Raw genomic sequence first — 20699 nt, forward strand, 5'->3', positions numbered from 1 at the left:
CCCTCCCGGGAGCGGGGACGTCAGTGTCCGGGAACGTATCCGCGCTGCTTGTCGACCACGTTCTTCAGTGGCCGGCCGGCCGCCCACCGCTCGAACAACTCCACGAACTGCGCGCCGAGCTCGTCCCGCCAGCCGACCGTGTCGCCGCTCATGTGCGGCGAGATCAGCAGTCCCGGCACCTGCCAGAGCGGACTGTCGGGAGCGAGCGGCTCGGCAGCGAGGACGTCCAGCGCCGCGCCCGCGATCCACCGCCGCTGAAGCGCCCGCACCAGTGCGTCCTCGACGACCAGTTGCCCGCGGCCGACGTTCACGAAGCAGGCCGACGGCTGCATCACGCCGAACAGCGGGGTGTCGAACATGCCGTGCGTCTGCTCGGTGAGCGGGGCGGCGGCGATGACCCAGTCGGCGCGGGCGAGGAGCCGGTTCAGGTCGTCCGGGCCGTGGATGCCGGTGCGCGGGACCCGGCCGACGACGGCCGTGGTCATGCCGAGCGCCTTCAGCACGCGGGCGATCTCCCGCCCGATCGGCCCCGACCCGACGACGACCGCCCGCGTCCCGGCGACGCGTCGGCTGTCCCGGTGCCGCCACTCGCCGCGCTGCTGGAGCTCCCAGGTGCGCGGCAGGTCCTTCGCCATCGCCAGGACCAGCGCGGCGACGTACTCGGCGATCGGCTGGTCGAACACCCCGCGGGCGTTCGTCACGACCGTGTCCGACGCGGCCAGTTCGGGGCACATCAGGTGGTCCACGCCCGCGCTCGCCGTGTGCACCCAGCGCGGCCGGGGCCCCTCCCCGGGCCAGGCGGCGCGCACGGCGTGCGAGGTGAAGTCCCACACCAGCAGGACGTCCGCCGTCGGGAGGCGCGCGGCGAGCGAGGCCTCGTCGGTGTGCAGCACCCGGGCCCGCCCGGTGAGCCGCCCGAGCCGGGGCAGCGGCTCGGCGTCCAGGACGAGCAGGGTGGGCAGAGACGCGGCGGTGGAGGCGGCGACGGAGGCGGGGAGGACGGTCATCCGGTGCCGCCTCCCTCCGGGTCTTCGTCGCTGGTGACCACGTGTCTGACGTGCACGGATTGACCACGTTCGCACCCGAACCCACCGTCGTCAACAAGGCCGCGCCCACGGCTCGTTGTCCCCGGCTCCCGGGCCGGCCGATGCGGCCTGTCGACGGCATCCCCGACCGGAGGTCGAACCGCGCATACCGGTCATATCGGCCAACCAGGTGATCATGTGGGCGGCGCTGCGCCGACTGGGTACCCGAGCGGTGGGACCGTATCGAGCGCTGTCTGGACGCAGCGGCGCCCGTGGTCCCCCGTACTGCGGGAACCGCCCGTACTGCGGGAACCCCCGGTACCGCCGGAAGAAGAGCAGCAGCAGGAAGGCTGGACATGACCGCACTCGGTTTCCTCTACCCGGGCCACTCGGCCGAGGACGACTACCCCCGTATCGAGCAGCTCCTGGGCAGCGACATCCGGCTGGACCTGGTCCACACGGACATCGGAGAGGACGCGCACTGGGTCGACGTGCTGCGGATGGGGGTCCCCCCGGGCTCGAGCGCGGTCGAGAGTCTGGGGGAGGGAGCGGCCGAACGGCTGGCGGCCGGCGTCGGGCAACTGCGGCTCGCGGGCGCCGAGGCGATCGTGTGGGCCTGCACCAGCGGCGGCTTCGTGCACGGCTGGGAGGGTGCCCAGGAACAGGTGCGCGTCCTGGCCACGACGGCCGGGATGCCGGCCTCCTCCACCTCGTTCGCCTTCGTGCACGCGGCCCAGGAGATCGGTGCCCGACGGGTCGCCGTCGGGGCGACGTACCCGGACGACGTGGCCGGGCTGTTCGCCGGGTTCCTGCGGGCGGGGGGTGTGGAGGTGACGGCTCTGAGCAGCGCCGGGACCATCACGGCGGCCGAGGTCGGCACCTGGGACGAGTCCCAGGTCCTGGCCCTCGCCCGACAGGCCGACACCCCCGACGCCGACGCGGTCCTGCTCCCCGACACCGCCCTGCACACGGCCGCCCACCTGCCCCGCCTGGAGAAGGAACTCGGCAAACCGGTCCTCACCGCCAACCAGGTCACGGTCTGGGAGGCCCTACGCCTCGCCGACCGACGCGTGAACGCGCCGGGCCTGGGCATCCTCTTCACCCGGGAGCCGATCGTGCAGGTGTGAACCGGGGGCGGGCATGCAGGCGGAAACGGTCATAGCCGTCGCGGCGACGGTCGTCGCGCTCGGTTCGCTGTGGGTCAGCTACAGCCAGGGCAAGGCTGCCCCCTCGTGGTGCGCTGGGACGAGGTGGCCGTCGGCCAGTGGGAGCACGGAGCCTGGGACCTGATGTTCGACGCGGACGACCCCGACAGCGTCGCCCGTTTCTACGACCGCATCCGGAACCGCGTGGTGATCGACATTCACTATGAGTCCGTCTACGGCGGCGAGGGGTTCGCCGTCTCCTCGCGCCCTCCGGAACAAACGGGGACCCCCTCCTGTTAGCCGGGGGAGGACAGCGCACGGTCGACAACAGGAGGAACCCCGTGGCGGTAGACGAGATCCGAGGCGCGGTACTGGGCAGTGCCCCGACCCCCCTGTCGGTACTGGACCTGGTCACCGTCGGCTCCGGTCGTACCGCCACCGACGCGCTGCGCACCAGCGTCGAGCTGGCGCGGTTCACCGAGTCGCGTGGTTTTCTGCGCTACTGGGTCGCCGAGCACCACTCGATGCCGGGCGTCGCCTCCTCCTCGCCCGCGGTGATCCTCGCCCACCTCGCCGCCCACACCGACCGCATCCGGCTCGGCTCGGGCGGCGTCATGCTGCCCAACCACGCGCCCCTCGTCATCGCCGAGCAGTTCGGCACCCTGGAGGCGCTCGCGCCGGGCCGCGTCGACCTCGGCCTCGGCCGCGCGCCCGGCACCGACGGCGCTACGGCCGCCGCCCTGCGCCGCACCGAGCGGCTGCACGAGGGCGCCGACGACTTCCCCGAGCAGCTCGCCGAGCTCACCCGTTTCCTGGACGACGACTTCCCCGACGGCCATCCCTACCGCCGGATCCACGCGATCCCCGGCCCCGTCCAGGGCACAGCGCCGGGCGGGGTGCAGTCGGCGCACCGGCCGCCGATCTGGCTGCTCGGATCCTCCGGCTTCAGCGCCCGGCTGGCCGGAATGCTCGGTCTGCCCTTCGCCTTCGCGCACCACTTCTCCGCGCAGAACACCGTCCCGGCCCTCGATCTGTACCGGGAGTCGTTCCGGCCGTCCGCGGTGCTCGCCGAGCCGTACGCGCTGATCGGCGTCTCCGTGCTCGCCGCCGACGACGAGCGTGAGGCCCGCCGGCAGACCCTGGCCATGGGCCTCAACATGGTCCGGCTGCGCGGCGGCCGCCCCGGTCTGTTCCCTTCCCCGGAGGAGGCGGAGGCGCATGAATTCAGCCCCCTGGAGCGGGAGTTCGTCGACTCCTGGACCGCGAACATCATCCAGGGCACGGCCGACGAGGTCCGCACCGGCCTCGACGACCTCCACAAGCGCACCGGCGCCGACGAGTTGATGCTCACCAGCCACGCCCACCGCGGCGAGCTGCGCCTGCGTTCCTACGAACTGATCGCCGACGCCTACGGGTTGCCGACCGCGTAGGACTCGGTGCCGGACTCGGTGCCCGACACGGTTCCGGATTCGGTGCCGGACCGGGTGCCGGACTCGGTACCCAGCAGCTCGGAGATACGATCCGGCGACACCGGACGGGAGTACAGCCAGCCCTGCCCGGTGTCGCAGCCGATGCTGCGCAGCCGCGTCGCCTGCGCGGAGGTCTCCACGCACTCGGCGGTGACGGTCAGCCCGAGCCGGTGGGCGAGGTCGATCATCGCCTCGACGACGACCTCGTCGGCCGGGTTCGGCGCGGCGCCCGAGCCCTCGTACTGGAAGCCACGTACGAAGGACCCGTCGAGCTTCAGCACCGACACCGGCAGCCGGCTCAGATAGGCGAGGTTGGAGTAACCGGTGCCGAAGTCGTCGATGGCGATGCCCACACCCATGTCGCTGAGCGCCTGCAACGCCTGCAACGGCCGCCCCGCCGAGCCCATCACGGCCGACTCGGTGAGCTCCAGCTGCAGCAGATGCGGGGCGAGCCCGGTCTCGGCGAGGACTTCCGCGACGTCCGCCACCAGGTCGGAGTCCCACACCTGACGCACCGCCACGTTGACGCTGACGAACAGCGGCGGTTCGTCCGGATTGTCCAGCTGCCACTGCCGCGCCTGGCGGCACGCGGTGGCCAGAATCCATCGGCCCAGCGGCACGATCGAGCCGTCCTCCTCGGCCAGCGCGACGAACCGATTCGGCGGCAGCAGCCCGAACCGGGGGTGGTCCCAGCGGACCAGGGCCTCCACCCCGTGCAGCCGGCCGTCCGACATGCCGACCAGCGGCTGGTAGTCGAGGCGGAACTCGCCGCGCTCGATGGCCGGCCGGAGCGTGGACGCCAGCGCCTGGCGGGTCATCAGATGCGCGTTGCGCTCGGGGTCGAACAGCGTCCAGCGGTCCTTGCCGTCCACCTTCGCCCAGTACAGGGTCGTATCGGCGGCCTGCATCAGCCCGGTCGCGGTGGTGCCGGCCGCGTGCCGCTCCACGACCCCGATCGACGCGGAGACGTTCAACCGGTGCCCGGCCAGGTCGAAGGGGGCCTGGAGCGCCTTGAGCACGGACTCGGCGAGATCGGCGAGCTGCTCGGTGCCGGTGGAGTCCTCCACGAGCAGCGCGAACTCGTCGCCGCCCAGCCGGGCCACCAGCGGCACGCTCGGCCTGGTCCGCCCGGCCTCCTCGGCACACGCCGTCAGCCGGTCGGCGACGGCGGCCAGCAGCCGGTCGCCGACCCGGTGACCGAGGGTGTCGTTGACGGCCTTGAAGCCGTCCAGATCCAGGTAGCACAAACCGATCCGGCCGGTCCCGCTCTGCTCGTACGCCTCCGCCTCCAGCGCGGCCGAGACCCGCTCGAAGAACAGGGTGCGGTTGGGCAGCCGGGTCACCGGGTCGTGCATCTGCAGGTGCCGCAGCCGCGCCTGGAGGTCACGGTGCGCGCTGACGTCGGCGACCGACAGCAGCACGCCGGGCATGTCCGCGTCCAGCGGGGAGACGGTGACCTGCGCCCACAGCGAGCGCCCGTCGGGCTGCTTCAGCCGCCGGGTGCAGCGCAGTTTCGCCTGCCGGCCGCGCAGCACCTCGCGGTAGGCGTGCCAGGTCCGGGCGTCGGAGGCCAGGTCCAGCAGGTCGGAGGCGACCCGCCCGACCAGGCCCGCGGCGTCGCCGAGCAGTGCGCCGAGCGCGTCGTTGGCGTCGACGATGAGACCCTCGCGGTCGACCACGGCCATGGCGAGGGGTGCTGCCGCGAAGACGGAACGGTAGGCCGGAGGCCGGTGGACCCGGGGCCCGCTGTCCGTACTGTTGATGTCACTCTCTGTGACGGCTGACCGGTCGAGGTCTGCCGCGGGCGTCGGCCCTTCGGACGTTCCGCTCACCGCTCGCTCCCGCAGTGCACTCGATCTCTGTCCGTGCAGGAAAGTCTGCCGATCATAGAGGCTGCCCCCGGACCCGCGCAGCCACTGCCCAGTGTCCCGGAACAACCCACTCTTCTGACAGATCGTTTCTGCCCGCACCTGGCCCGGTTCTTCGGTCGGGCGACCGCTTGTGACGTTCCGTGAGAATTCCGGGGGTGTCGGGGTGATGCCCGCTTTCCGCCGCCTCACTCGTCTGGGGCAGACAAACAGGGCGTAGTACTACAAATTCACACAGGCTGGGTGGCGGTGTCCCGTGAACCGCCCCCGGAGGTCTGAAGTGCCGCGACTGCCGCGACGTCCGCGACCGTTCCCGCCGCTCCCGCGCCCTCGACTGCGCAGTACCACGGCCGTGTTCACCACCCTCTCGGCTCTCGCCGCGACCTCCCTGGTCACCGGCCCCTCCGTCGCCGAACCCCTCTCCGTGGCCCCCTGCGCGCTGCCCCGCACCGCCGCCCACCACTCCGAGGGCGTCGACACCTGGAACACCGCCTATCCCCGCCCCGTCCGCTCCCTCGACGCGGTGATGGTCTTCCTGTCCTTCCCCGACCGGCCCCCCACGACCTCCCCCGCCGAACTGGCCGCCGACCACTTCCCGGCCACCAGCCGCTTCTTCCAGCAGGCGTCCTACGGCAGATTCACCCTGCGTCCGCACCCGCAAAAGCGCTGGATCCGCATGCCGAAGCCGTCCACCGCCTACGCCATACAGCGCGACTGGCGGGCCGAGAGCCGGGCCGCCTACCTGCACGACGCCCTGGCCGCCGCCGATCCCCAGGTCGACTTCTCCCGCTACGACGTCGTCTACTTCGTGGCCGACCCGGACGCGCCCGGAGTCGACTCGGACGCGACGAAGGTCGTCAACCTGGACTCCCCGCTGACGGCCGACGGCACGGACATCAGCCGCATCGTCACGGTCTTCGAGAAGCATCCCCCGGACCGTCTCGTCCTCGCCCATGAGACCAGCCACGTCTTCGACCTGCCCGACCTCTACCACCGCCCCGCCGACGGCAAGGGCGACTGGGACACCTACGTCGGCGACTGGGACCTGATGGGCAGCCAGTTCGGCCTCGCCCCCGACCTGTTCGCCTGGCACAAGTGGAAGCTGGGCTGGCTGGATCCACGCCAGGTGATGTGCGTACGGGGCCCCGGACCGACCCGGCTGACCCTGGAACCCCTCGGCGCCGGACCGGGCGTGCCGGTCGCCCGCGCCTCCGGGGCGCCGGCCTTCGGACTCGGCCACGGCGTCAAACTCGCGGTCGTGCGCACCGGCCCCGACAGCGTGCTCGCCTTCGAGGCGCGCGGTCCGGTGGGCGTCGACGGCGCGGCCTGCCGCTCCGGCATCCTCGTCTACCGCGTCAGTGGCGACGCCCGCTCCGGCCGCGGCCCCGTCGAGGTGATCGACGCCCACCCGAGTACCGAGGCCTGCTGGGAGAACTCCGTCTACCCACCCCTCGCGGACGCCCCGGTCGCCCTCGGCGAAAGCTTCACCGTGCCGGGCGACGGTGTACGGGTGGACGTGGAAGGGCGCACGGAGTCGGGGGAGTGGACGGTACGGATCACACCGGCGGCGCCATAGGTCCGGTCCTGCCCGGGAGCCGCGAAAGCGGGTCCAAGGGAGCGCGGGCTCAAGGGAAAGGGGGCCCAAGGGAAAGGGGGCCAAAGGGGGTATGCGAAAGGCCCCTCGCTTTCGCGAGAGGCCTTTGCCGTCTGTGCGCCGCCAGGGACTCGAACCCCGGACCCGCTGATTAAGAGTCAGCTGCTCTAACCAACTGAGCTAGCGGCGCCTGCTGACGTCGTAGACCTTAGCATCCTGCTCGGCGGGAGGTGAAATCGATATCCGCACGGCCGAACGGGCCGCCCGGACGGCCGCCCACAGCAGGATCTCGGGCCCCGGAAGCCACGGCTGACGCGTGTCCGGAGCGACCATCCAGCGCGTCGAGGCTCCCTCGCGGGCCGGGGTCAGCGCGGGTACGGTCACCGCGTCACCGGTGCCGTGGCACAGCAGCGGCGGCACGGTGCCGACCCGGCCGTCCGGCCGGCCGTCGGCGCTCCACTCCTCCCACTCCAGCAGCGAGGGCAGCCGCTGGGCCGTCCCCGGCGCCGAGAACAACAGCGTCCGCCCGCGGAACGCGGCCACCGGACCGGAGCCCGGCCCCTCGCTCCACAGCCGGTCCAGCATCAGCCGCCCGAACATCGCCGGCGCGCTGACGATGTCGAACACCGAGCCGCACGGCAGGACCGCCGGGGCGTGCGGCCGCTCCTCCCAGAGGGCGAGCGTGCTGCGCGGATACGTTCCGGCGGAGGCCAGCCAGGCGGCGCCGTCCGGGGTGACACCGATGGGTTCGTCGCAGGGACTGCTCATACCGCACAGGTCTACCGGTGGTGAGCGGCCGATCTCACAGGGTTGCGGGAAACGAGTACGGACAACGACCGGAGGGAGTATCGTGCCCGCCCGGCATATGCCAGACGGGACTTGCCCTCACACGGGGTCGACGTGCCCCCGCCCCTCGGCGTCGCCCTTCAGCAGATCCCGGCCGAACTCGACCATCTTCTTCGCGTAGTCCTCGGTCCACTCGGCGCGCTCGGCGATGTCCGCGGCCGTCAGCCGGTCGAAGCGGCGCGGATCGGCGAGCTGCGCCGCCGCCATCGCCTGGAACTCCACCGCCCGGTCGGCCGCCGCCCGGAATGCGAGCGTCAGCTCCGTCGCCCGCGCCAGCAGGGCGGCCGGATCGTCTATCGACTCCAGGTCGAAGAAGTGCTCCGGATCACCGGCTGCCTCGGCGGGCTCGAAGAGCAGGGGCGCGGGGCGTAGCCGCTGTTCGTTCCGACGCGGCGTGGGCTCCGCCATGTCTTGGCCTCCTCGTACGGTTCGGATGCGGACCACCTTCCATTGTCCCCCGGTCACGCAAGAGGCCCTGGCCTCGCCCTCTCAAGGCCCCCGACCCCCTCGATGTTCCCGTCCGCATCACCTCTTCCAACTCACCCGGTGCTCCGCGAGATGCGCCAGCACCGCGTGGTTGGCTTCCCAGCCGTCCGGGCTGTTTCCATTGGCCGCCTCCGGCGGCGTGCCGGACTCCGTCCGGCGGATCGGGCGGCGCCGTGCCGATCGCCTGACGGGCAGGTGCCGTGAGGACGGTCAGGGACGCCAGGCCACCCGGTGCTCCGCGAGATGCGCCAGCACCGCGTGGTTGGCTTCCCAGCCGTCCGGAAATTTCACGAGAGTGCCCAGCTGGACCGGTTCCGTGGACGGGTAGTCGTCCAGGAGGTCGCTCACGCCTGCCCGGCACACCACCACGCAGGCGTGCCGGTGGCGGGAGGCCAGGACGCACAGGCGGCCCGTCTCCAGGTGGAAGGCGGTGGCGTCGGGGCGGCCGGAAAGCGGGTGCAGGATCACCGTGACGTCGAACTCCATGCCCTGGAGACGGTTCGCCGTATCCACCGTGACGTCCGCGACGCCCAGGTCCGCCAATGCTGCCCGGACCGCCGCCGCCTGGTCGCGGTGGGCCGTGCCGACGGCGACCCGGTCGGCGGTCAGGGGGGTGGGGGCGTCAGAGCGTTCGGAGGTGGCCGCGCCGCCTCGGTCCAGGAGGCGTCGCACGACCGTCGCGACCGCCCGCACCGCCTCCGGGTCGGTGCGGGGCGTGTGCCGGGCGGGCAGCTCCAGCAGGCCCCAGCCTGACTCCGCCGCCTCGTCGATCACCCGGTCGGCGCCCGAGCCGTCCGAGGGCACGGCGAAGGACAGCCGGCGGTCGCCGTGGCCGGTGCCGCTGCGGAACGGCGTGTAGGGGTAGAAGGCGTCCGAGACCAGCGGCGCCGCCGACGCCGGGAGCCGCCAGGACACCGGGAGGCGGTGCTGCGGCAGCTCGGGGTTGTGGGCGAGCAGCGTCGAGACGGCCGAGGCCGACGGGTCGTACGACAGGCCCGCCCACTGCTCGCCGCCGACGATCGAGAACGGGTCCAGCTGCCCCGGGTCGCCCACGAACAGCGCCCGCTCGAACAGCCCGGCCACGGCCAGCAGTCCGTCCGAGCGCATCTGGTACGCCTCGTCCACGATCGCGTGCCGCCACGGCTCGTCGACCTTCACATGCGCCCACTTGGCGGCGGTGGAGATCACCACCGGCAGCCCGGCCAGCTCCGCCGCCTTCGCCGACTTCCGTACGTTCGGCAGCTCCTCCAGCGCCTTGTCGTACGGGTCGGCGTCGCTGCTGTGCAGGCGGCCCACCGGCAGCTCGGGGTTCTTCTCGGCGAGCCGCACGACCAGATCGTCGACCTGCGCGTTGGTCTGCGCCACCACCATCAACGAGTGCCCCGCGTCGGCGAGTTCGAGCGCCGCGCGCACCACCAGCGTGGACTTCCCGGCGCCGGGCGGGGAGTCGACGACGACCCCGCGCGCGGTGCCGTGCAGCGTGTCGCGCAGGATCGCGTCGGTGGCCCGGCCGGCGGCGGCACCGGGGTCGAAGACGGCCTCGGTGGTCACAGCAGGTCCTCCTGGGTCATCGGGTCGGCGGCTTCCGGTCCGGCGGCCGCCTCACCCGGCGGACCGCCGTGCGTCCACGGAGTGTCCTCCGGGTCGGGCAACTTCGCGCCGCCGCGCTGTTCGTGTTCGAAGAGCGTGAAGCAGAGCAGGTCGCCCTTCTCGGGCACGGACCCCGCCTCGGGCTCCTTGCCGCGGCCCATCTTGTCGACGATCCGCAGCACCAGCAGGCCCTCCTCCACCTGTTCCACGAACTCCGCCGCCTGCGGCTTCCCGCCCAGCGACCGGAACACCTTCGCCCGCCCCGCGAGCTGCGGCCGGTCGTCCGTCCGCACGGTGACCAGCGGCCGCGGGCTCGGCCGCCTGCCCTCGCTGTACGCCATGACGACGTCGACGACCTCGCCCGCGAACGCCTCCCCGGCCAGCCGTCGCCCGGCCATCACCAGCGGATCGTCCAGCGCCTCCTGGGCCTCCAGGCGGGCCTGTTCCCGCTCGCGGGTGGCGAGCTTGTTCGCGGCGGTGACCGCGTCGTCACGGCGGGGCTGCGGGGGCTCACCAGCGACGACCCGGTCGCGGTGCCCGGTGAACGACCAGCGGTCGCGCGTCCACCGCTCCTCGACGTGCGCGCCCTCCGGCAGCGCCCGCAACAGGTCCAGGCCGTCCCAGACCTTCTCCCAGGTGGGGAGCGTCCGACTGGCCACCAGCGCGCGGATCTCTTGCTCGGCGGCGCTGAGCGCGCCCAGCCGGTCGTCGGCCTGCAGGCCGTCCTCGGCGGCGGCCAGGGCGGTGCGCGCGCGGTCGTAGCGCTCGATGGCCGGGGCGAGCAGCTTGTTGTCGAACGCCGGGTCGGTCGCCGGACCGGCCGGCGGGCACAGCAGTTGTCCCGCCGCGTCCCGCGCGAGCTCCGCCCGCAGCGCCGCCGCCGCGCCCGTCTCGCCCGCCGGAGGGGCGATCCAGGCGAGCAGCGCCCCCAGATGCTGGTCCTCCAGGCTGGACTGTCCCGTCGCCCAGTGCCGGCCCAGCACCTCGGTCAGCGCCAGCAGCAGCGACGACCCCGGCACCCGCGACCGCTCCCCGAAGTGTGTCAGCCACCGCCCGAGCAGCGGCACGCGCGCCGGTGCCGGATACGGCGTCTCGGGGTCCTGTTCCGCCGTACGCCTGAAGCGCATGGAGCGGCCCAGGAGGCGGACGAAGTCGACGCCGGCGCGGCTCGGGACGATCAGCTGGGGCGCGTCGGCGCACAGCTCGACCTCGACCTTGACGCGCTTTCCGGTCTCCGGGTCGGTCTCGTTCCGTTCGGCGGCCTCCACGGCGTCCGCGTAGTCGTCGATGTACGGCAGGACGATGTCGGCCAGTTCGGCGAGGAACGCGAACCTGAGGTCGCGGTCGCGCGGCTGCGGTACGACGAGCAGGCGCGGCGCGGTCCGGTCGGTGCCGACCAGCGCGCCCAGCGGGGCGCCGGCCTCACCGGCGGTGGTGAGCGGCACAAGGACCAGCGGCCGCTCGGTCAGGCGCCGGTGGCGGACGGTGGCGGTGGGCTGGGCGTGGCCGGTGTGGACGGCCTCCAGGCGGGCGAGGGTGGCGATCAGTGACACATCGCCCCCAGGGCTTCGGCGCGCAGCTGTGCGGCTCTGCGCAGGGCGGCCACCGCCGGATCGGTGGGGTCTCCGGCCTCGCCGCGGGCCGCCGCGAGGACGCCGTCGACGGTCGTCAGGTCGCCGAGTTCGGCGCGCACGGACCGGCCCAGCGAGGTGACGGCGCCGGCCGCGCGGGAGCGGTCGCGGCAGTGGAAGGCCAGCTCGCAGGCGGCCAGGCACTCGGGCGCATACGTCGCCGGGACCGATTCGACGGCGGCCGTGAGCTGCTCGGCGGGCAGCTCGGGGGAGAAGCAGGCGCCCTCCGGGAGGGCGTCGGCGATGTCCTGGATGCGAGTGAGGCGGGCCAGCTGGCGGGCGGTGACCGCGCGCTGCTTGCGCACGTCCACGGCGGAGGCGGTGGGCAGGTTGGAGAAGTCCTTGGGGCAGACCAGGAGCACGCGGTGACGCACGCGCGGGGCCGGGTCGAGCCGGGCGGCGACCTCTTCCAGGGCCAGCACATAGACGGCGGCCTGCCGGGCGGCGGCGCCGACCTTCGCCGGGTCCGCCGAACCGTCCAGCATCGGAAAGGACTTGATCTCCACGACCGTCCAGCTGCCGTCCGGGTGCACCACCACGGCGTCCGGCTCCAGGAAGGCGGGGGAGCCCGCGACGTCCAGCGCGATCATCGGGTGGTCCAGCAGTGTCCAGGTGCCGCTCGCCGCGGTGGCCTCGCGCAGCGCCAGCGACGTGCGCGCGGTACGGCCCTCGGGGCCGATCGCGGACAGGTCGGGCACGGCGGCGCCGACGGGCGGTGCGGCGGCCGGGTCCAGTCGCTCGTGCACCAGCCGCAGCAGTTCCGCGCCGCCGTCCGCCTTCACCTTCGCCTCGAACGCGTTGCCGCGCGTGAGGGCGAACTGGGACTGTCCGAACACCGACGGCGAACCCAACGCGCCCGCCACCGCTGCCTTGTCCACCCCGGCGCCGTCGAGGATCGCGCGCCGCCTGCAGCCCGGGTTGGCGGCGAGCGCCGCGAGGGCACGGGCGTCCAGCGCCTTGGCCGGTACGTCCGGTCCGCGCAGCTCAGCGAGCCGCTGCCGGAGCGCCGTCCCCCGCGTCCGAGGGAGAGGCACCCGGGTCGGCTCCGGGCCGAAGCCGTGACTCGCGCTGCCTTGGAATTCGCTCACCCGGGGAAGTCTGGCATCCGCCACTGACAATCGAGGCCGATGCGCCGGGAGAGTCCGCCGGGAGCAGCGGGACCCGGGCCGTGAACCACACCCGCGCGCGATCCGCGCCGCGCATCACCAGCGGGGTCAGCAGCAGTCCGACGCCCATCACGGCGGCGCCCGCGACCGCGTCGAGGAAGTAGTGGTTGGCGGTGCCCATCACCACGAGCGTCGTCACCAGCGGGTAGACGACGCCCGCCGTCTTCGCCAGACGGGTGCCGCCGTGGCGCCACAGCATCACGCCGCACCACAGGGCCCAGCCGACATGCAGGCTCGGCATGGCCGCGTACTGGTTCGTCATGCCGCCCATGCCGCGAGGGGCGCTCGCCTCGCCGCCCCACCAGCCGTACGAGCTGTACTGGGCCATCGTGTCCACGAAGCCGTGGCCCGCCGACAGCAGCCGGGGCGGGCAGGTGGGCAGCATGGTGAAGCCGACGAGGCCCATGAAGGTGGACGTCATCAGCCAGGTGCGGGCGGCCCGGTAGCGCACGGCCCGGGAGCGGAACAGCCAGACCAGGATCGCGGGTGTCACCACGTAGTGCAGCGACGCGTACCAGAAGTCGGCCGGCACGCCGATCCACGCCTGGGTTCTGAACAGCCGGTTCAGCGGGTGCTCGGCGTTGATGTGCAGGAACTTCTCGATGCGCAGGATCGCCAGGCCGTGGTCGACCGCCGTCGTGACGTCGCCGCGCGCGAGCAGGCGCCCCGCCGAGTAGCAGGCGTACACCAGCACGATCAGGGGCAGCTCGGTCCACCAGCGCAGCCGTGCCCGCGGGGCCGCCTCGGTGCCTGGTGTCTCGGTCTGCGGCATCCGATTGCCTCCCCCTTCTTGTCGCTGTGTACTCGTCGCTGCGGCGCCGGTGGCGCGGGACAGGCCACTTTACGGTGTATGTACGCGCCCGTTACGAGCGCCCCGGCTCTCAAAGACGCTGAGATCGCCCGGCGGGTTGCCCCTGTTCAGGGTGAGCGATGATGGAGGGGTTCCGCCTCCGTTTTCTCCCCTGATTCCTCCAGGGGTTTCCCCGGAAAGGCCCCTTATGGCACCGCGCATCCTGCTGGCCCGGCACGGACAGACGCAGTGGTCGCTGTCCGGCAAGCACACCGGCAGGACCGACGTGCCCCTTCTGGAGGAGGGCCGGCGGGGCGCCAAGCTGCTCGGCGAGCGGCTGCACCGGGCGCCGTTCGACGGCCTGAGGGACGTCGAGATACGCACCAGCCCGCTGGCACGCGCGCGTGAGACGTGCGAACTCGCCGGCTTCGGCGAGCGGGCCACGACCTGGGACACCCTCATGGAGTGGCACTACGGCGCCTACGAGGGTCTGACGCCCGCCGAGATCCAGGCCGTCCGGCCCGGCTGGCTGATCTGGCGCGACGGCGTCCCCGAGGGCGAGACCCTCGCCGAGGTGACCGCCCGCGCGGACGAGGTCGTCGGCTGGGCGCGCTCGGCCGAGCGGGATGTGCTGGTCTTCGCCCACGGGCACATCCTCCGCTCCATAGGGGCACGCTGGCTGGGTCTGCCGCTGGACTTCGCGGCCCGTATCCGGCTGAACCCGACGTCGCTCTCGGTCCTGGGCTGGGCCTACGGCGAACCGGCGATCGAGAGCTGGAACGACCTCGGGCACCTCGCGTAGGGACGGCCTTGGCTGCCCGGCCTGCCAGGGCGGTGACGCGAGGGCGGTGCGAGGGAGCGAGCCGGGGTTCACACCGTTCGCGGGGTCGAGGCGTGCCGTTCCAGGAACGTCGAGACGCCCGCCGCCCGCCGGTGCGGCAGCAGGACCCGCGCCGTTCCGGCCAGCATCGTCTGGATCCGGGACGACTGGACCTGGTCCAGCAGGTCCAGGACGCGCATCCCGGCCACCGCAGCCTCGTCGGGGCGGCCCCCGCGCGCGAGGTCGTCCGCCAGCTCGGCCGTGTACAGCGCGATGTTGCGGGTGAAGTGCGGGTCCTGGAGTTCCGCCGCCCGTCCCGCGTGCCGGGCCGCGCGCGGCCAGTCGCCCAGCGTCGACCAGCACTGTGCCTTGAGCCCCTCCAGCTCGGCCGCGCCGTAGAAGCTCATCCACTCGGGGTCGTCGTCACAGGGGCCGCGGTCGTAGAGGGCCTGCGCGCGGACCAGGGCCTGCTCGCAGCCGGTGCGGTCGGCGAGCCCCGCCCAGCCGCCCGCCTCACGCAGCGCGAGCAGCGACATCAGGCGCGGGGAGCCCAGCGGGCGGGCGACGCGCTGGGCGGCCTGGGCGGCGCGGACGGCCTCGCGGGGGCGGCCCGCGTCCCGGGCGAGGAACGCCGTGTTGCAGAAGGCGTGCGCCTCCAGCGCCTGGTCGCCGGTCATCCGGGCGGTGGCGAGGGCCTCCGCGTAGTGCGAGCGCGCGTCGTCGAACCGTCCCGAGTCGTGGGCCAGCCAGCCCACGGAGATGGCGAGCTCCCCGGCCCCGGAGTGGAGCCGGTCGGCGGTGGTCTGCCGGGTCGTCCCGGCGTCCAGCAGTGCGTAGGCGGCGCGCAGTGGAGCGGCCGCGCGCCGGTAGAGGCCGTCGGCCCCGTGCCGGTCGTCCAGCAGCCGGATCCGGCGGACCGCTTCTTCGAGGGCGCCCGCCTCGCTCGTCCCCGCGCGGCGCCCGGGCCGTGCCGCCGCCGACGCGTCGGGGGCGAGCCCCAGGGGGCCCAGTGTGGCGGCGGCCATCGTGGCTCCTCCGCCGGTCATGAATGCGCGACGCAGCACGTCGCTCTCCTCGTCGTTGTGGTGCGTGTCGTACGGGTCCTGCGTGTCATACGGCTCGTGCGCCCTGCCCGTCTCACCCGTGTTCCGCCCGTCACTCGTGGTGCGCTCCGGTCTTGTGGTGTGCGTGGAGGGCGCGTCCTCGGTGATGCGCGCCCCCCGTCCGCGAACGGACGAGCGGGGCGCGAACCCCAGATCGGTCAGCGTGCGGCCGGGGAACATGTGCAGGAACACCCGTTCGTACGCGTAGTTGGGGCAGCGGATCTCCCCCGCCTCGACCCGCCCGATGTAGCGCGCGTCACAGCTGACCCGCTCGCCGATCTCGCGGGCGGCCCGCCGTACGAGCGCGGCGAACTCGGCCGGCGAGCGCCGTCCACGCACCTGCCGGAAGGCGAGGTTGGGCCGGGCCGGCCGGTCGGGCCGAGGTGGGGGCACCGTTGACGACGCCATGGCCGGGTCCTCTCGTGCGAACCGTCGAACCATGCCGGAGTCGGGGTGAGTTGTCCGTGTGGCACCCTTGTTCCCGGCGGGCAAGAACGTACCTGCTGTGCTCGGGCCGTCATGCGCTGTTTGGCTACAAACCGGATATCTCATCCGTGATCTGCCATGAACTGCCATCCTTTGCGGCGGACTTCCGCCGTAGCCCTTGACGCCGTGCCGCGTTGAGCCTTGCGGACTACAGGCGGGCTGCGCGGTGGAGGCCGGGATGGAGACCAGCCAGAGCAACGATCCTTGTGTGCCGTCGGGGGCGGCGTGCGACCTGGTGACGGTGCCGACCCGGCAGGGGCTGGAGGCCGTCGACATCCTGCGGAGGGCGTCGGCCGGGGACGGGGTGGGGCCCGTCCTGCACGACGACGGCGGCGGCACCCTCGGCTTCGTGGTCCCGGCCGGGACGGCGGCGGCCTGGGACGTACCGGGCAGCACCTGCACACAGACCGACGGCCGCGGACTGAGACTCGCCCCCGAGCCCCCCGTCAAGGGCTCGGACTGGCTGGTGCCCCCCGGCGAGGCAGACCTCGCGACGGACCCGGCGGTGCTGCGACAGGCGTTGGGCGAGGCAGCCCGAATGATCGAAGCAGCAGACAGCTGCCGCTGAGCCGCGACCGGTCGGCACGGGCGCACCGGGCCGCTGCTGCCCCGCAGGCGGTCGGCAGTCGGCGCCGTCCCCGCAGGGGGTGGCTCGGCTGGGCGCGCGGGGGGTCTTCGGGGGCTGCGAAAATGTTGTCATGGGAAAGTCCAGGAACACCCGGCGTGAGCGGGACGCCGAAGCCGCTGTCGTCGAGACCGTCGACGGCGGACTCGCCCAGCTCATCCCCGACCGGGATCGGGCGCGGGCCTGGACGCTGCTCATAGACGGAGCCCCCCAGTCGCACGTCGACCTCGACGACCCTGCCCACCTCTCCTTCGAGTACCAGCGCCGTCTCGGCCATGTCATCGACCTCACCGCACCGCCCGGCAAGCCGCTGCACGCCGTGCACCTCGGCGGCGGCGCCTTCACCCTCGCCCGGTATGTCGCCGCCACCCGCCCCCGCTCCACCCAGCAGATCGTCGAACGGGACGCGGCCCTCGTCCAACTGGTGCGCCGGGAGTTGCCGTTGGATCCGGGGGCGCGGATCAGGGTCAGGTCGGCCGATGCGCGCGAAGGGCTCGCCAAGGTGCCCGACGGGTGGGCCGACCTCGTCATAGCCGACGTGTTCAGCGGCGCCCGCACCCCCGCCCACCTCACGTCGACGGAGTTCCTCGACGAGGTCCGCAGGGCGCTGAAGCCCGGCGGGCGCTACGCCGCCAACCTCGCCGACGGCCCGCCGCTCGCCCACCTGCGCGGCCAGATCGCCACCGCCGCCGCCCGCTTCCCGGAACTCGCGCTGGTCGCCGACCCGACCGTGCTGCGGGGCAAACGGTTCGGTAACGCCGTACTCGTCGCCTCCGACCTGCCCCTGCCGATCGGCGAACTGACCCGCCGGGCCGCCTCCGACCCGCACCCCGGGCGGGTCGAGCACGGCCGCGCCCTCATCGACTTCACCGGCGGGGCGGTGCCGGTCGCGGACGCGTCGGCGGTGGCCTCCCCGGCCCCGCCGCCGTCGGTGTTCCGCTAGCGGAACAAGCGCATCGGCGGTCCTCGTCTAGTACGTGCCCACCTCGACGTGTGGTGGGCCGTCGTGCCAGGTGCAGAACACCGAGACGCGGTCCGCGCCGGAGCTGAACTCCACCCGGATCCATGACTCCGTCTTCCACACCTGCATCGACCAGCCCGCGCCCGGGGTCGCCGAGACGAGCGTCGCGGAGGTCGTGCCGAGGTCGAAGACGACCCGGCCGCCGTCGGTGTCGTAGCTCTTGACCGTGCCGGCGGGGGTGGGGGAGGACGGCTTCGTGGGGGTCGTCGGGGCGGGCGCGGGGGAGGTGCGGCTGGGCGTCGGGGACGTGCTGGACGTGCTGGACGTGCTGGACGTGCTGGACGTGCTGGACGTGCTGGACGTGCTGGACGGACTCGGTGAGCGCGACGGCGGCCGGCTGGGCGTCGGGGTAGGTGTCGTCAGGGGTTTCGCGTCCTGGGTGGTCGCCTCGCCCGCCGTCAGCGGCAGGGCGCGCGGCGGGTCGTAGGCCGTCCCCGCCATCACCGCGTGGACGCCCCACCACGACAGCGTGACCGCCGCGCCCGTGGCGAGCGCCCAGGCCAGCAGGTGTAGGAGTCCTCTGCGCATCGCGGCCATCTTGCCCCACGCGCCTCACCCGTGTCGCACAGATGTCCCCTCCACCACGCACGGCCGCCTCACCGGTTGTCCACAATCGCTTGGTTGTCCACAGGCCCGGATGGGGCTCGGCGGTATGGCGTAGGTTGCGGCGCATGGCAAGTGTGCTCGTGGTCGAGGACGACCAGTTCGTACGCTCGGCGCTCATCCGGCAGCTGACCGACGCCTCGCACACGGTGCGCAGCGTCGGCACGGCGCTGGAGGCGCTGCGCGAGGTCGCCCATTTCCGCTTCGACGTGGTCGTCCTCGACCTCGGACTGCCCGATCTGGACGGCTCCGAGGCCCTGAAGATGCTGCGCGGCATCACGGACGTGCCGGTCATCATCGCCACCGCGCGCGACGACGAGACGGAGATCGTGCGGCTGCTCAACGCGGGCGCGGACGACTATCTGACGAAGCCGTTCTCGGTGGAGCACCTGTCGGCCCGGATGGCGGCGGTGCTGCGGCGGGCCCGGCCCGGCGCCGGGGAGCCCCCGCCCTCCGCCGTCCTGCGCGTCGGCGGCCTGACCGTCGACCCGCTGCGCCGCCAGGCCGAGTTGGACGGCGTACGGCTCGAGCTCACCCGCCGCGAGTTCGACCTGCTGGCCTTCCTCGCGGGCCGGCCGGGGGTCGTCGTCCCGCGCCGGGAGCTGCTGGCCGAGGTGTGGCAGCAGTCCTACGGCGACGACCAGACCATCGACGTCCATCTGTCCTGGCTGCGCCGCAAACTGGGCGAGACGGCGGCCCGGCCGCGCTATCTGCACACCCTGCGGGGCGTCGGCGTGAAGCTCGAACCACCGGGGGAAGCGGAGCCGGCACTATGAGGTGGGCGCTGGTCAAGGTCTGTCTGGCGGTCACCATGATGGTCGTGGTCGCCTTCGCGGTCCCGCTCGGACTCGTCATCAAGGAGATGGCCCGCGACCGCGCGTTCTCCAACGCGGAGCGGGAGGCCGCGGTCGTGGTCCCGGCGCTGTCCATCACGACCGACCGCGACCAGCTGGAGCGGGTCGTCGCCTCGGCCGGGTCCGACGACGGCATGGCCGTGCACCTGCCGGCGAGCGACGGCCGGACCGCCGTCGACCTCGGCCGGCAACGCGCCGCCGACCCCGACATCGCCGCCGTACGGAAACTGGGCCGCGTCTCCACCGCCGAGGTCCCCGGGGGTTCCGCGCTGCTCCAGCCCGTCGCGCTGAGCCTGGGGACGGCGGTGATCGAGGTGTACGTCCCCGAGTCCGAGGTGAGCAACGGCGTCGGCACGGCCTGGGCGGTGCTCGCGGCCGTCGGGATCGCGCTGGTCGTCGGCTCGGTCGCGGTCGCCGACCGGCTGGGCGTACGGATGGTGCAGCCGGCGAGGCGACTGGTCGAGGGCGCGCACGAGTTGGGGGAGGGAAAGCTGGGGGCGAGGGTCCCGGAGGAGGGCCCGAACGAACTGCGCCTGGCAGCGGCGGCGTTCAACGCCATGGCCGACCAGGTAGTACAACTGCTGGCGAACGAACGGGAGTTGGCGGCAGACCTGTCGCACCGCCTGCGTACCCCGCTCACCGTGCTCCGGCTCAACGCGGCTTCCCTCGGCGACTCCCCGGCGGCCGAGCAGACGAGGACGGCGGTCGCCCAGTTGGAACGCGAGGTGGACACCATCATCCGTACGGCGCGGGAGGCGAAACCGCAGACGACGGCCCTCGGTCCGGGCGCCGGCTGTGACGCGGCGGAGGTGGTCCGGGAGCGGATGGCGTTCTGGTCGGCACTCGCGGAGGACGAGGGCCGCAAGGTGCGCACGGCCGGCGTCGACCGCCCGGTCCGCATACCCGTGGCCCGCACCGATCTGGCCGCCGCCCTAGACGCCCTCCTCGGCAACGTGTTCCGGCACACCCCGGAGGGCACGGCCTTCGCGGTCGACGTCCACAACGGCGAGGACGCGGTGATCGTCCTGGTCTCGGACGCGGGGCCCGGCATACCCGACCCCGAGTCGGCGATGGCCCGCGGCCGTGGCTCGGGCGCCACCGGCTCGACCGGCCTGGGCCTGGACATAGTCCGCAGACTCGCCGAGTCGACAGGCGGCGACGTCCGTATCGGCTCATCGGTGCTGGGTGGCACGGAGATACGCGTCTGGATCCAGCTGGGCGGGCGGGAGCCGGTGCGCAAGGGGCATCGGGGGGCGGTGCGGAAGCGGAGACGGGCGGTGGTGAAGTGACACCCGCCGCGCCCAGGCGATCGCCAGGCTCCAGCAGCAGCACCCGGGCCTCGATGTCTCCTTCACGCTCCCCGTCATGCCCGAGGGGCTGACCCAGGACGGTGGAGATCGAGGACGCCACCCAGCTCGTCGTTTTCGCGAAGTCGAAGGGTCTCGGCCGGCTCTCGATGTGGTCGGCGACCCGCGACAAGCAGTGCCCGGGCGGGGAGTTGAGGAGGTGATCAAGAAAACGATCAGGAAAACGATCAGAAAAACGATCAAGGAGGGTGGGTGTATGTGACCAACGGG

Annotated in this window: 19 protein-coding genes, 1 tRNA gene and 1 pseudogene; 10 read left to right on the top strand and 11 right to left on the bottom strand. The window is 73.0% G+C overall.

All coding sequences use genetic code 11. The features are described from left to right. Positions 1-20: 20 nt before the first annotated feature. Positions 21-1007, bottom strand: coding sequence for a D-2-hydroxyacid dehydrogenase (locus tag B5557_RS27885; RefSeq protein WP_079662034.1), 987 nt, complete (start codon positions 1005-1007; stop codon positions 21-23). A 374-nt stretch (positions 1008-1381) separates the two neighbouring features. Here B5557_RS27885 and B5557_RS27890 point away from each other — a divergent pair, with 374 nt between their 5' ends. The 3 genes from B5557_RS27890 to B5557_RS27900 all read left to right on the top strand — a co-directional run bounded on the left by B5557_RS27890 (position 1382) and on the right by B5557_RS27900 (position 3600). Further along, positions 1382-2152 (top strand): maleate cis-trans isomerase family protein, encoded by a 771-nt coding sequence (locus tag B5557_RS27890; protein WP_079662035.1) that lies wholly within the window; start codon positions 1382-1384, stop codon positions 2150-2152. Positions 2153-2257: 105 nt separating this feature from the next. Beyond that, positions 2258-2470, top strand: a complete 213-nt coding sequence (locus B5557_RS43905) for a hypothetical protein (RefSeq protein WP_079662036.1) — start codon at positions 2258-2260, stop codon at positions 2468-2470. A gap of 41 nt (positions 2471-2511) precedes the next feature. Beyond that, entirely contained in the window at positions 2512-3600 is a 1089-nt protein-coding gene (locus B5557_RS27900; protein WP_099936812.1) for an LLM class flavin-dependent oxidoreductase, read from the top strand. On the opposite strand, the gene B5557_RS27905 is transcribed toward B5557_RS27900, so the two are convergent. Further along, complete coding sequence (locus tag B5557_RS27905) at positions 3579-5471, bottom strand: putative bifunctional diguanylate cyclase/phosphodiesterase (protein WP_079662038.1); 1893 nt, start codon at positions 5469-5471, stop codon at positions 3579-3581. The two genes, B5557_RS27900 and B5557_RS27905, sit on opposite strands and share 22 nt — an antisense overlap. A gap of 325 nt (positions 5472-5796) precedes the next feature. Here B5557_RS27905 and B5557_RS27910 point away from each other — a divergent pair, with 325 nt between their 5' ends. Then, on the top strand, positions 5797-7083 hold the full coding sequence (locus B5557_RS27910) for a M6 family metalloprotease domain-containing protein (RefSeq protein WP_079665037.1): 1287 nt from the start codon (positions 5797-5799) through the stop codon (positions 7081-7083). A gap of 134 nt (positions 7084-7217) precedes the next feature. Here the strand turns inward: B5557_RS27910 and B5557_RS27915 are convergent. From B5557_RS27915 to B5557_RS27945, 7 genes are all read right to left on the bottom strand, one after another. After that, positions 7218-7291 (bottom strand) — tRNA-Lys (locus B5557_RS27915). Continuing rightward, positions 7282-7869 (bottom strand): bifunctional DNA primase/polymerase, encoded by a 588-nt coding sequence (locus B5557_RS27920; RefSeq protein ID WP_079662039.1) that lies wholly within the window; start codon positions 7867-7869, stop codon positions 7282-7284. Before B5557_RS27920 ends, B5557_RS27915 begins: the two co-directional genes overlap by 10 nt. Positions 7870-7986: 117 nt before the next feature. Continuing rightward, positions 7987-8355, bottom strand: coding sequence for a hypothetical protein (locus tag B5557_RS27925; protein ID WP_079662040.1), 369 nt, complete (start codon positions 8353-8355; stop codon positions 7987-7989). A gap of 288 nt (positions 8356-8643) precedes the next feature. After that, the gene (locus B5557_RS27930; RefSeq protein WP_079662041.1) at positions 8644-9984 is read right to left on the bottom strand and encodes an AAA domain-containing protein; all 1341 of its coding nucleotides are present in this window, start codon (positions 9982-9984) and stop codon (positions 8644-8646) included. Further along, positions 9981-11576, bottom strand: a complete 1596-nt coding sequence (locus B5557_RS27935; RefSeq protein WP_079662042.1) for a hypothetical protein — start codon at positions 11574-11576, stop codon at positions 9981-9983. Before B5557_RS27935 ends, B5557_RS27930 begins: the two co-directional genes overlap by 4 nt. Further along, entirely contained in the window at positions 11567-12688 is a 1122-nt protein-coding gene (locus B5557_RS27940; RefSeq protein ID WP_079662043.1) for a hypothetical protein, read from the bottom strand. The genes B5557_RS27935 and B5557_RS27940 overlap by 10 nt, the downstream gene beginning before the upstream one ends. After that, a complete protein-coding gene (locus tag B5557_RS27945) occupies positions 12639-13592 on the bottom strand; it encodes a phosphatase PAP2 family protein (protein ID WP_079662044.1) in 954 nt (317 codons plus the stop codon). Before B5557_RS27945 ends, B5557_RS27940 begins: the two co-directional genes overlap by 50 nt. Positions 13593-13818: 226 nt before the next feature. Here B5557_RS27945 and B5557_RS27950 point away from each other — a divergent pair, with 226 nt between their 5' ends. After that, entirely contained in the window at positions 13819-14412 is a 594-nt protein-coding gene (locus tag B5557_RS27950) for a histidine phosphatase family protein (protein ID WP_079662045.1), read from the top strand. 68 nt (positions 14413-14480) lie between these two features. Here the strand turns inward: B5557_RS27950 and B5557_RS27955 are convergent, their stop codons facing one another. Then, positions 14481-15941, bottom strand: a complete 1461-nt coding sequence (locus B5557_RS27955) for a hypothetical protein (RefSeq protein WP_079662046.1) — start codon at positions 15939-15941, stop codon at positions 14481-14483. A 256-nt stretch (positions 15942-16197) separates the two neighbouring features. On the opposite strand from B5557_RS27955, the gene B5557_RS27960 reads away from it, so the two are divergent. Together B5557_RS27960 and B5557_RS27965 are read left to right on the top strand one after the other, a co-directional pair. After that, the gene (locus B5557_RS27960) at positions 16198-16587 is read left to right on the top strand and encodes a hypothetical protein (RefSeq protein WP_079662047.1); all 390 of its coding nucleotides are present in this window, start codon (positions 16198-16200) and stop codon (positions 16585-16587) included. 130 nt (positions 16588-16717) lie between these two features. Further along, positions 16718-17587, top strand: coding sequence for a spermidine synthase (locus B5557_RS27965; RefSeq protein ID WP_079662048.1), 870 nt, complete (start codon positions 16718-16720; stop codon positions 17585-17587). Positions 17588-17614: 27 nt separating this feature from the next. On the opposite strand, the gene B5557_RS27970 is transcribed toward B5557_RS27965, so the two are convergent. Next, a complete protein-coding gene (locus B5557_RS27970) occupies positions 17615-18193 on the bottom strand; it encodes a hypothetical protein (RefSeq protein ID WP_079665038.1) in 579 nt (192 codons plus the stop codon). A gap of 143 nt (positions 18194-18336) precedes the next feature. Here B5557_RS27970 and B5557_RS27975 point away from each other — a divergent pair, with 143 nt between their 5' ends. The 3 genes and pseudogenes from B5557_RS27975 to B5557_RS27985 form a co-directional block, all read left to right on the top strand. Continuing rightward, complete coding sequence (locus tag B5557_RS27975) at positions 18337-19044, top strand: response regulator transcription factor (RefSeq protein ID WP_079662049.1); 708 nt, start codon at positions 18337-18339, stop codon at positions 19042-19044. Further along, positions 19041-20411 (top strand): sensor histidine kinase, encoded by a 1371-nt coding sequence (locus B5557_RS27980; RefSeq protein ID WP_079662050.1) that lies wholly within the window; start codon positions 19041-19043, stop codon positions 20409-20411. Before B5557_RS27975 ends, B5557_RS27980 begins: the two co-directional genes overlap by 4 nt. Further along, positions 20407-20617, top strand: a pseudogene (locus B5557_RS27985) (hypothetical protein); the annotation flags it as partial. The gene B5557_RS27980 and the pseudogene B5557_RS27985, both read left to right, overlap by 5 nt. Positions 20618-20699: the final 82 nt, after the last annotated feature.

The organism is Streptomyces sp. 3214.6 (genome assembly GCF_900129855.1).
In the GTDB taxonomy this organism is placed as follows: Bacteria; Actinomycetota; Actinomycetes; order Streptomycetales; family Streptomycetaceae; genus Streptomyces; species Streptomyces soliscabiei.